6 protein-coding genes are annotated in these 6,675 nt (G+C 72.3%); 5 read left to right on the forward strand and 1 reads right to left on the reverse strand.

The annotated features are described in order from the left end of the window. From KUF83_RS01695 to KUF83_RS01710, 4 genes are all read left to right on the forward strand, one after another. Nucleotides 1-2,407 (forward strand): bacterial transcriptional activator domain-containing protein (locus KUF83_RS01695; RefSeq protein WP_217452686.1); only part of this gene is annotated, 2,407 nt, incomplete at its 5' end. Next, the gene (locus KUF83_RS01700) at nucleotides 2,404-3,147 is read left to right on the forward strand and encodes an A24 family peptidase (protein WP_217452687.1); all 744 of its coding nucleotides are present in this window, start codon (nucleotides 2,404-2,406) and stop codon (nucleotides 3,145-3,147) included. The genes KUF83_RS01695 and KUF83_RS01700, both read left to right, overlap by 4 nt. Nucleotides 3,148-3,251: 104 nt before the next feature. Further along, nucleotides 3,252-4,451, forward strand: a complete 1,200-nt coding sequence (gene mqnC, locus KUF83_RS01705; protein WP_217452688.1) for a cyclic dehypoxanthinyl futalosine synthase — start codon at nucleotides 3,252-3,254, stop codon at nucleotides 4,449-4,451. 4 nt (nucleotides 4,452-4,455) lie between these two features. Beyond that, the gene (locus tag KUF83_RS01710) at nucleotides 4,456-4,908 is read left to right on the forward strand and encodes a hypothetical protein (protein ID WP_374105952.1); all 453 of its coding nucleotides are present in this window, start codon (nucleotides 4,456-4,458) and stop codon (nucleotides 4,906-4,908) included. Between the two features lie 112 nt (nucleotides 4,909-5,020). Here the strand turns inward: KUF83_RS01710 and KUF83_RS01715 are convergent, their stop codons facing one another. Beyond that, nucleotides 5,021-6,058 (reverse strand): chitinase, encoded by a 1,038-nt coding sequence (locus tag KUF83_RS01715; protein WP_217452689.1) that lies wholly within the window; start codon nucleotides 6,056-6,058, stop codon nucleotides 5,021-5,023. 309 nt (nucleotides 6,059-6,367) lie between these two features. Here KUF83_RS01715 and KUF83_RS01720 point away from each other — a divergent pair. Further along, the coding region (locus tag KUF83_RS01720) for a hypothetical protein (RefSeq protein WP_217452690.1) at nucleotides 6,368-6,675 on the forward strand (308 nt) is incomplete at its 3' end.

Genomic DNA, 6,675 nt, shown 5'->3' on the forward strand with positions numbered 1-6,675 from the left:
GGCCGCGGGCGCCGCGCACGCGGACGCCGGCAGTGGCGCCCACGCGTCCGACGACGACACGAAGTTCTACCGGATCCAGCCGCCCGAGGGCCGCCACCACGACTCCCTCTGGGAGGTCGCGGAGCGCCACCTCGGGGACGGGCGCCGGTACAAGGAGATCTACCAGCTCAACAAGGACCGTACGCAGCCCGACGGTTCGAAGCTGTCCGAGGCCAGTCTCATCCGGCCCGGCTGGATCATGGAGATGCCGGGCGACGCCCGCGGCGGCGAACTCGTGGAGATGCCCGACGAGGCCCCGAAGGTGTCGCCGGAAGTGCAGCGGCAGATCTCCGACTACGCCAGGACCGGAGGCGCGCACCAGCAGGGCGGCGGACAGCAGGGCGGCGGGTCCGGCTCCCTGGACCGCGACACCGCGCACATCAGCCTTCCCGAGCAGCGGCCCGCGCCCGACCGGGGACACGGCCAGGGACAGCAGGGACAGCAGGAGCAGGCCGGCCCCGCCGCAGGCGAGGACAGCGGCTTCGGACTCCCGCAGGCCCTCCTCGGCGCACCCCTCCTCGCCGCCGGGCTCCTGGGCGCCCTCGGCCGGCGTCGCCGCCAGGCGCTGTGGCAGTCCGCGCTCGGTGCCGTCGGCGGCCGCCGCGGCATGGAGCCGCCGACACCCACCGGTGCCGCCGCCGACGCGCAGGACGCGCTGCTGGTGGGCGCCGACCCCGAGGGCGTACGACTGCTCGACCTGTCGCTGCGGGGCCTCGCCGCGTCGCTCGCGGGGGAGTCCCGGCCGCTGCCGACCGTGTACGCGGCCTGGATGAGCGGCAACGGCGACCTGCACCTCCAGCTCGCCCAGCCCGCCGGGAAGCCGCCGGCGCCGTGGCAGCTCGGGCAGGACCAGACGTTCTGGATGCTCGCCCGCGCCGACGCCGAGCGGTACGAGGACGTCGACACGGCCGCCCCGTACCCCGGTCTCGTCAGTCTCGGCACGATGGACGACTCGCGGCTGCTGCTCAACCTGGAGGCCGTGCCCGGCATCGTCTCGCTGAGCGGCCGCGAGCAGGACCGGGCGGGCGTCTTCGCCTCCGTGGCGGCTGAGTTGGCCACCAACGGCTGGTCCGACCGCATGACCATCACGCTCGTCGGCTTCGGCGAGGACCTCACGCCACTCGCGCCCAACCGGCTGCGCCACCTCGACGACGTCGAGGCGCTCGTGGAGACCATGGAGGCGGAGACGCGGCAGCGGCGCGGAGCGCTGGGCGCGGCGGGACAGGACTCGGTGCTCACCGGGCGTACGGGCCCTGCCCAGCACACCCGTTGGGCCCCGCACCTCGTGCTGCTCGCCGCCGAGCCGACCGCCGAGGACGCCGTCAAGCTCGCCGAACTGGCCGCCGACGCCAGCCGGTTGGGCATCGGCTACCTCGTCGGCACGCAGTCGGGCGATCTGCCCGGCGCCGCCTGGGAGATGGAGATCACCGGCGAGGGCAAGCTCCTCGCGCCGCTCCTCGGGCTCGAACTCGACGCGCAGCTCCTGCCGGTGGCCCAGCAGCGGGCCGTCGTCGAGCTGTTCACCGACGCCGACCCCGAGCGCGACGACGACCGACCGACGACCACTCCGCCGTTCCTCGTCGACATCAGCGAGCAGGGGCGCCCCGCGGTGTACGCGCGGCTCGTCGGCCCGTACGAGATCATCGGCCTGGAGACGCCGGACGGTGAGCGCAGTCCGCTGCTGCACGAGGCGCTGGCACTGTTGCTGCTGCACCGCGAAGGGGTGCACCCGCGGGTGCTGTCCTCCGCGCTCTGGCCGCGCGGTGTCACGGACGACGTGCGGGACGCGCTCGTCGAGCGGCTGCGCGCCTGGCTCGGCGGCGACCCGGACGGCACGGCGCGGCTGGGCACCGACCCGACCGGGCGGCTCAAGCTCGCCAAGTCCGTCGTGTCCGACCTGGACGTGCTGCGGTCGCTGTACCACGAGGCCACGCAGGGGCGGGGTGCCAACAGCCGCGCGGTGCGCGGACGTCTGCTGACCGACGCGCTGGTCCTGGTCCGCGGGCCGCTGCTGGCCGAGCGTCCTGCCGGGCGCTACGGCTGGCTGACCCACGAGATCATCGACGCCCAACTGCCGCTGCTCGTCGCGGACATCGGGCTCGCCCTCTCCGCGTTCCACCTGGAGAAGGGCCGGGCGGAGAAGGCCATCGAGGCGCTCGACGCGGCGCTGGGCTCCGCCCCGGGCGACGAGCGCCTGTGGAACGAGCTGCTGCGGGCCACCCACGCCACGGACGACACCGCGCGGCTCCAGCGGGTCGCCGCCGACCTCGTCGCCCGCAGCGGGGCCCGCGGGCTGCCGCCGCGGACCGAGGCGCTGCTGGACGAGCTGCTGCCGACCTGGCGCAGCGGCGTCGCCGCCGTGGGATGAACGGCCTCCAGCCGGTCGACCTGCTGACGATCGTCGGCGCCGCCCTGTGGGGCGGCGTCGCCGGTCTGTTCGTACCCCGCCCCGCACACCGCTTCTCGGTCGCCCCCGGCGAGGACTGGCAGGACCGGTGCCCCGAGGGGCACCCCCTCGCCGGCTGGGCCGGCCCGGCCCGCTGCGCGGACTGCGGCGGGCGGGCGTACGGCCTGAGCACCCTCCTTCTCTCCCTCGCCACCGCTCTCGTCTGCGGAGCCCTCGCCGCGGCCACCGGCACCCGCCCCGAACTGGCCGTCTGGCTGCTGCTCGCCCCCCTCGGCGTGCTGCTCGCCGTCGTGGACTTCCGCGTGCAGCGCCTGCCGGACGTGCTGACGCTGACCCTGGCGGGGGCCGCCCTGGTCCTGCTCGCGGGCGCCGCGGCAGCGCCCGAGGACGCCGGGTCCTGGCCGACCGCGCTGTACGGATCCCTCGCCCTCGGCGCCGGGTACTTCGTCCTCTTCCTCATCAACCCCAACGGCATGGGGTTCGGTGACGTGAAACTCGCCCTCGGTCTCGGTGCCGTCCTCGGCTGGTACGGCTGGGGGACCGTGCTGCTCGGCACCTTCGCCGGGTTCCTGTTCGGCGGGCTCTACGGGCTGGGGCTCGTCGTCGTCCGCAAGGCCGGGCGCAAGACGTCCATCCCCTTCGGGCCGTTCCTGATCGCCGGGGCCTTCGTCGGCCTGCTCATCGGGGCGTACGCGGCCTGACGCCAGGTGACCGGCAGGGGGCGAGCGGCCTGACGTCGGGGGCGCGGACCGGCTGGCGTACGCTGGATCAGTCCGTCCACACCCCTATGAAAGGGACCGTCCCGGTGACCGAGAAGGCCGACCTTCAGTCCGTCCTCGACCGTGCCGCCAAGGGTGGGCGGATCACCCCCGAGGAGGCGCTCGACCTCTACCGCGAGGCCCCGCTGCACGCGCTGGGCTCCGCCGCGGACACCGTACGCCGCCGCCGGTACGCCGGTACGGAGCACATCGCGACGTACATCATCGAGCGCAACATCAACTACACGAACGTCTGCGTCACGGCGTGCAAGTTCTGCGCCTTCTACGCGCCGCCGAAGGACACCGCCAAGGGCTGGACGCGCGACCTCGACGACATCCTGCGCCGCTGCGCCGAGACCGTCGAACTCGGCGGCACGCAGATCATGTTCCAGGGCGGACACCACCCGGACTTCGGCGTCGAGTACTACGAGGAGCACTTCTCCGCGATCAAGGCCGCCTACCCGCAGCTCGTCATCCACAGCCTGGGGGCGAGCGAGGTCGAGCACATGGCCCGGATCTCCAAGGTCTCCGCGGAGGAGGCGATCCGGCGCATTCACGCCGCCGGGCTCGACTCCTTCGCCGGCGCCGGCGCCGAGCTGCTCCCCGCGCGGCCCCGCAAGGCCATCGCCCCGCTGAAGGAGAGCGGCGAGCGCTGGCTGGAGATCATGGAGATCGCGCACAACCTGGGCGTGGAGTCCACGTCCACCATGCTGATGGGCACCGGCGAGACCAACGCCGAGCGCATCGAGCACCTGCGCATGATCCGTGACGTACAGGACCGCACCGGCGGCTTCCGCGCCTTCATCCCGTACACGTACCAGCCCGAGAACAACCACCTCAAGGGCCGTACGCAGGCCACGCTCTTCGAGTACCTGCGCATGATCGCCATCGCCCGGCTGTTCATGGACAACATCGCCCACATCCAGGGCTCCTGGCTCACCACCGGCAAGGAGGTCGGCCAGCTGTCGCTGCACTACGGCGCGGACGACCTCGGTTCGATCATGCTGGAGGAGAACGTCGTCTCCTCGGCCGGTGCCAAGCACCGCTCCAACCGCATGGAGATCATCGACCTGATCCGCAAGGCCGGCCGCGTCCCGGCCCAGCGGGCCACGACGTACGAGCACCTCGTCGTGCACGACGACCCGGCGAACGACCCCGTCGACGAGCGGGTCCAGTCGCACATCTCGTCGACGGCGATCGAGGGCGGCACCGCCCACCCCGAGCTGAAGCTCCTCGCCTCCAACTAGCCCGGTGGCCCTGACGATCCACGCGGCGGACGAGCTGCGTCACACCTGGGACGGCCCCGACCCGGTCAAGGGCGGGGCCGTCGCGGTGGAGGGTGCCCGGATCGCCGCGACGGGCCCGCTCGCGGAGCTGGTCGAACGGTTCCCGGGTGCGCGTGTGCGGCACTGGCCCGGCGTCCTCGGGCCGGGCCTCGTCCTCGACGGCCCGCTCCCGGACGCGCCGACGCCGCGCGAGCGGGTGCACGCCGCGCTGAAGCGGGGCGCGGTGGCGGTGCTGGAGGAGTACGCCGACACGGCCGAGCTGCGGGCGGCGGCCGGGCGCAACGACCTGGTCGTCCTGGCCCGCGCTCGCCCCGCCGCGATCACCGACGCGGGCCGGGCCGACCTCGCGGTCTTCGACGAGGACGGGGCGTGTGTGGCGACCGTGTGCGCCGGTCGCCTGGTGCATCGGCGTCGATGACTCGGCGGGTCGGATCGGATCGGATCGGATCGGCTGGGTTTCGGGTGCGGGTGAGTGAGGGCTTGTCGCGCAGTTCCCCGCGCCCCTGAAGGCAAGAGCCGCCTCCCTCACGTCACCCCGTGAACGCCTCGGCGAAATCCCCGGCCTTCTGGTCGACGCCGCTGCAGTTCGTCGCCGCGTCGTCCGAGGCGGCATCGTCTCCTTCGCACGGCTGGTCCCGGAACGTCGACCACATCGACACCCACGCCACCCCCTTCTCCTCCGCGAACGACCGGACCTGCGCAGCGTCGGACAGGGAGAACGTCTCGTTGTCCACGTCGTTGACGCCGAGCATCGACGTGAGGGCGAGCCCTCGCCAGGCCCCCTCGTCCGACAGCCCGAACACGTCCTCCAGCTGGTCGTGGGCAGCCTGGGCCGACGTCTTCGCGTAGTCACCCATGTCCTCGTCGTACGTGCTGCCGTAGTTCATGGTCATGATGTTGACCGTGGACACCTGGACGCCGTTGTCGTTGGCCGACTCCAGCAGCGCCAGGCCGTCGTCGTCGAGGCCGGACGGCATCACGGGCAGCGTGAAGGTGACCGCCAGGCCGGAGCGTTCCTTCTGGAGCAGCGCTATCGCCTCGGAGCGCAGCGCGACCGAGTCGGAGTCGGTCAACTGCTCGCCCTCGACGTCGAAGTCGGCCTCCGTGGCCCCGGCCGCGTCGAGCGCCTTCCCGTAGGCGGCGGCCAGTTCCGAGGCGCTGTCGCAGGTCGAGGCGAGCTCCTTGCCGGAGGCTCCGCCGAAGGAGACGCGCACGGCGGACCCGGACTCCGTCAGCGCCGAGATGCGGGACTTCACCGCCGAGTCGCCGATCGCGGTCGTGCCGTTCCACTTCGGCGTGCAGCCGCTGCCGTCCGAGATGACGAAGGCCAGGTTGTACGCCGAGGGGGAGCCGGCCGAGTCGTTGGCGGAGGCGGTGGTGGCGCTGACGTACGGGGCGTAGGCGGTGCCCGACGAGGTGTCCGCCGAACTTTCGGACGCGGACGGGCTGCTTCGCTCACGGCTCGTGGACGCCGTGCCGGAAGGGTCGTCCGTCCCAGCGGAACACCCCACGCCGGCCAGGGTGAACAGGCAGACGAGCCCGGCAGCCGGCTTCAGGAAATTCCTCATCGCGCATGCTCCCACCACTTGTGACTCCTGTCCCAGAACGGAAACAAAGTGCGTTCCCGGAGTGGAAATGTCTCACGAACGGCCGTGCCGCACGAATACAGGAAACGCACGGGAAGCTCATGGAAGCGGATGGGCAAATGGGGTCAACCGGGCTTGGATATGCGGACATTGAGCATTTTCTCGGCGCTCCTCGTCCTGTCCGCCGAACAAGGATTCTCTCAGGGAAAAGACAGACTCGGGCTTTTCTCATGGCGGTCTCACAAGAGAACCAGAGTTTCGGACACATAAAGGCTGCCTAATATCCGGGGAATGCATTCCGAGCCTGCTATCGAATCCCGCGCCGCCGGGCGCGGCCGCCGCCGCAAACGCGGCAACGGGCCGAACGGGTCCGAGGACGGTCCCGTGTTCGTCGACAGCTCCGGGCGCAGGGCCAGGCTGCTGCGCCGGATCGGTCTCCTCCTCGGCGTCGTCTGTGTCGGGTACGCGGTCGTGCTCGGCATGGCGTTCATGGGCTGGGGCCCCTCGCTCTCCCCGTCCTCCCTGCTGCCCTTCGGGGGCGGTCCGGGCGGCGGCCAGAACTCCGGCCCCGGCGGCGGCGTTCAGCCGCAGGGCGGCAC

Source organism: Streptomyces sp. BV286, from assembly GCF_019090165.1.
Taxonomy (GTDB): Bacteria; Actinomycetota; Actinomycetes; order Streptomycetales; family Streptomycetaceae; genus Streptomyces.

What these genes read in the sequence shown, in the direction of transcription:
- KUF83_RS01715 (WP_217452689.1), bottom strand. Translation starts at nt 6,058, where the DNA reads ATGAGGAATTTCCTGAAGCCGGCTGCCGGGCTCGTCTGCCTGTTCACC.
- KUF83_RS01700 (WP_217452687.1), top strand. Translation starts at nt 2,404, where the DNA reads ATGAACGGCCTCCAGCCGGTCGACCTGCTGACGATCGTCGGCGCCGCC.